We start from the raw sequence: 3,617 nt of genomic DNA, 5'->3' as shown, positions 1-3,617 counted from the left end.
GGTTTTCACCGACAGGATAACGTTCATGAAACGATGAACCGGGCGCTTTATCAATCCGGTTACGTATATAGTATATCGTTTGTTGTCGGTAGTACAGCTTTTGCTGTGAGTCATCTGCGTGTATTTGTTATTTCCTACGTATAAAACCAAGTAAAACCATGTTACGGACAATGTTAATGATGATGCTGGTCTGCGGACTGGTGGTGAATGCCTTTGCCCAGGGCGAACTGGTAAGCCAGAAAGTATTTTCACCCGACGAAATGACGAAACTCTGGGAAAAGTTTGGGGGCGATGAAGACTGGAAACTGCTCACCGGCGAAGTAAAAGGCCGGAAATTTAAACGCTACGAGGTTAAGGAAGGAGCCTGGGGGTTCTCAGGCACAGTCGTTGACGAAAAAGGGAAAAAAGTACCCGTGATGTTTTGTGCCTATGACTTTTACAACCCGAATGAAAAGCAGGGGCAGGGCTGCTCAATGGTCTGGCGGCAGGTTGGCGACCAGATTTACAAAGCCTATCTGGTATTTCCGGTCGGTGAAAAATCGATGGATAAAGCCCTGCTTATGTCAGAGGAGTGGTTTTCGTCGGGTGGCAAAATCCAGAAAGCGCACAGTTTCGGGCGCTGTTTCCGGAATTGTATTGGCGGCAATACCGCCAGTGTGGTACTGGAAGGACCTTTTGGTTTCAAAACACGGGTAAAAGCCGATTGTAAAAACAGTTGTCTGGCCGGTGTCGCTATTTGCGGCGGAGTAACTGCTATTCTGTCGGTGGCTTCCGGCGGGCTGGGTGTGCCGGCCACCATTGCTGTTTTCTTTGGCTGTGCGGGTGTGGCCTGTGCCCCTTGCTTTGCGGCCTGTGCCCTGGGCTGTATGTAAGTGTTGCCGCATGACTAACGCCTTCCCGCCCGGCGGCTCATGAGAAAGATGAAACCGGGCGGGAAGTGCCGGTCTTTTCTTTTCCTTACCCGGTCCGATGCCTGCCATCAGCCGGGTACATTCATTCACGATGAAAAACCTGTTCCTGACATTATTTTTGAGCCTTTCCGGACTTGTTGCCAGCGCGCAGGAGGGGCAGCCTGTCGCAAACGGTGCCAGCAAACCTCTTGAGTTTCAGATACCGGTATCGGCTGCATTTGATTTGCTGGGTGTTAACCCCTCAACCGTTATGCGGCCGGGTAACATCCGTGATTTTAAGGTCGACTGGTCATTTCAGTCATACCGGCTGCGGCCCAATCTGGCTATTCAGGCACAACCCGTCTGGGAATTGTTTTATAACCGGCCCAACCTGCGGAAATACCAGCGTGCTCCGAAACTGATGAAAATGCTGTCGACACTGGACATCTCGGCCGGAACGGTGGAGCAGCAAACCGGCGAAAATCTCTTCGACCGCCGGCTGGCTATTGCCGGTAAAATGACGTTGTTTCGCAGCAAGGACCCGTTAGATGATGAAGACCTGTTCCGTGAATCGACCGAGACCTATTACCAGCAACGGGAACGGCTGCTACTCGACCGGAACATGTGGCTTGACTCCCTGAATCGTCTGCCGCCGGTAAGTGAACATCTGAACCAACGCGATTTTATCCTGACCCGGCTAAACGGCACCGAGCAGTTGATCGAGGATATGGACAAGCGGCAAAAGACAAAAATCAGTGAGCTTTCGACGCTGTTTGTGAAGCAGCACTGGAACGCTTCGTTTCTGGATGTGGCTTATGGGCGGGCCTACACCTTTGCGAATCCCGGCCTCGATAGCCTGAAATTGTCGACCGATGGGTGGTCGGTCTGGGCAAACGGGTGCTTCGGTATTGGTCGGCGCTTTCTGATCTCCGGGTTGATCCGGTATACCGCCTTTACGCAGCGAACGCGGCAGAACCGGCTACAGCAGCAACTGACGGCCGGGCTAAATATTCGCTATGGCAGCCCGAAATTCAATTTTTTCGCCGAGGTAATTCAACAGGCCAATGAAAAGCTCACGCTGTCGGATCAGTTTACCATGGCCTACGGGGGCGACTGGCGCTTTAGCCGGAACGTGATGCTGAGCTATGCAGTCCGGACGATTTATAACCGGCCGGTGGTACTGAAAAACCTGGTACCGGTTGTCAGTATCTCGTGCATGATGCGGTAGCGCCGGAAAGGCCGGAAACCCGGTCTATCACGGCTTACTGACACAATTTTCTGCGTTGTTCCGTCCGAAAATCATAAACTTCAGCTATCGTTGCAGCCTGAATGCGGGTCCGGTGCCCGCGAACATACAACGTTGTACAGGAGATGAAACGGGTAAAACGGAAGTGTAACAGCAGGCAATTAAGACAGATTGTCTGTAACCTATTGATGATTACCGGGCTGTGCCTGACAGGCTGGGCACCGGCCATGGCTCAGCTCGCGGGTTATACGGTATTTTTTGGCGCAACCGCTCAGAAACCAACGCAGATTGCGCTCCGGTCATGGTCGTTTCAGGGGCGAACCATGTATTGGCTGGTAAACCCGCAGACGATGAAGACGTCGGTGGCAGCGTTGCCACAAGACGCAGTCCGGAAACTGAATCCGGCGGTTCTGCAACAGCAGTTTAGCCGGACGCCTTATGGCAGGGCCCTTGCCAGTGAAAAGCGGCGGGATACTAACCTGCAGGACGCGGGCATCGAACGGGCCGATACGACCGAACGGGGATTCAGCCTGACCATCGACCTATGTCCGTCGACCAAACCGTTAACCCGGTCGGTATTCGAAAACCTGATTGCTGCCTTTGAAACCGAAGAAAAGCCAATTCCGGTTACGATCACCGTCTCCGGTTTATGGATGAACAGCCATCAGGACGATCTGGCTTACCTGAAATCGCTGGTTGCGAAAGGCGATCTGGACATCACGTGGGTAAACCATTCCTACCATCACCGGTTCGATCCGAAACGGCCGTTACCGGTAAATTTTCTGCTGGAGCCAAACACAAATATTGCGGAAGAAGTCTTGCTGAATGAGCAGACTATGTTGCAGAACGGATTGGTCCCCTCCGTGTTTTTCCGGTTTCCGGGCCTGGTTTCCGACAAATCCGTGTTTGACCGTATTCTCGGTTTCGGATTGCTTCCGATCGGAAGTGATGCCTGGCTGGCTAAAGGGCAGCAGCCCAAACCGGGAAGCCTGGTACTGATCCACGCCAACGGGAATGAACCGGTAGGCATCAACGATTTTATTCAGCTTATCCGGCAAAAGTCGGCTTCGATCCGAAGCAAACAATGGTTGTTGTATGAACTGCCTGAAAGCGTGCTCAAAAGCGAAGGGAATGAATAAAAAAATGGCACAACGACGCATCACTGCCCGTTGTGCCACCACCTTTAGCGCTGACGTTTTTTATTGATACCCCGGATTTTGTTTAAAGTCCGTTTTGTTGGTAACGGCATCGAGCTGCGTTTGCGGAATCGGCCTCAGCGTGTGATAATCCTGCAGGTTCACAGCATTATCGGGTGCATAGGCTTTTATGCGTTCAATCAGCTTACCCGTGCGTTTGAGGTCAAACCAGCGGATTTGCTCCCCTGCCAGTTCACGGGCGCGTTCGTCCAGGATAAAATCAAGCGTTACCTGATCGGCTTTAATCTGCATGGCCGCCGTCTTGCCCGGCTTTGCGGCGCGGGT

At 52.5% G+C, this 3,617-nt stretch carries 4 protein-coding genes; 3 read left to right on the top strand and 1 reads right to left on the bottom strand.

What is annotated here, in order from left to right:
- Nucleotides 1-158 precede the first annotated feature (158 nt).
- The 3 genes from BLX24_RS29645 (at nucleotide 159) to BLX24_RS29635 (ending at nucleotide 3,275) form a co-directional block, all read left to right on the top strand.
- A complete protein-coding gene (locus BLX24_RS29645) occupies nucleotides 159-872 on the top strand; it encodes a hypothetical protein (protein WP_143092883.1) in 714 nt (237 codons plus the stop codon).
- Between the two features lie 130 nt (nucleotides 873-1,002).
- Nucleotides 1,003-2,118 (top strand): hypothetical protein, encoded by a 1,116-nt coding sequence (locus BLX24_RS29640; RefSeq protein WP_143092882.1) that lies wholly within the window; start codon nucleotides 1,003-1,005, stop codon nucleotides 2,116-2,118.
- 206 nt (nucleotides 2,119-2,324) lie between these two features.
- On the top strand, nucleotides 2,325-3,275 hold the full coding sequence (locus tag BLX24_RS29635) for a polysaccharide deacetylase family protein (protein ID WP_071506827.1): 951 nt from the start codon (nucleotides 2,325-2,327) through the stop codon (nucleotides 3,273-3,275).
- A 60-nt stretch (nucleotides 3,276-3,335) separates the two neighbouring features.
- On the opposite strand, the gene BLX24_RS29630 is transcribed toward BLX24_RS29635, so the two are convergent.
- On the bottom strand, nucleotides 3,336-3,617 hold a 282-nt coding region (locus BLX24_RS29630), incomplete at its 5' end, for a RagB/SusD family nutrient uptake outer membrane protein (protein ID WP_071506826.1).

The sequence above is a fragment of the Arsenicibacter rosenii genome, from assembly GCF_001870735.1.
Taxonomy (GTDB): Bacteria; Bacteroidota; Bacteroidia; order Cytophagales; family Spirosomataceae; genus Arsenicibacter; species Arsenicibacter rosenii.
This window is presented reverse-complemented; position numbering and strand designations above follow the sequence as displayed.

Bases quoted from the DNA above. Each gene is read 5' to 3' on its own strand.
- BLX24_RS29645 (WP_143092883.1), top strand. From the start codon at position 159: ATGTTACGGACAATGTTAATGATGATGCTGGTCTGCGGACTGGTGGTG.
- BLX24_RS29640 (WP_143092882.1), top strand. From the start codon at position 1,003: ATGAAAAACCTGTTCCTGACATTATTTTTGAGCCTTTCCGGACTTGTT.
- BLX24_RS29635 (WP_071506827.1), top strand. From the start codon at position 2,325: ATGATTACCGGGCTGTGCCTGACAGGCTGGGCACCGGCCATGGCTCAG.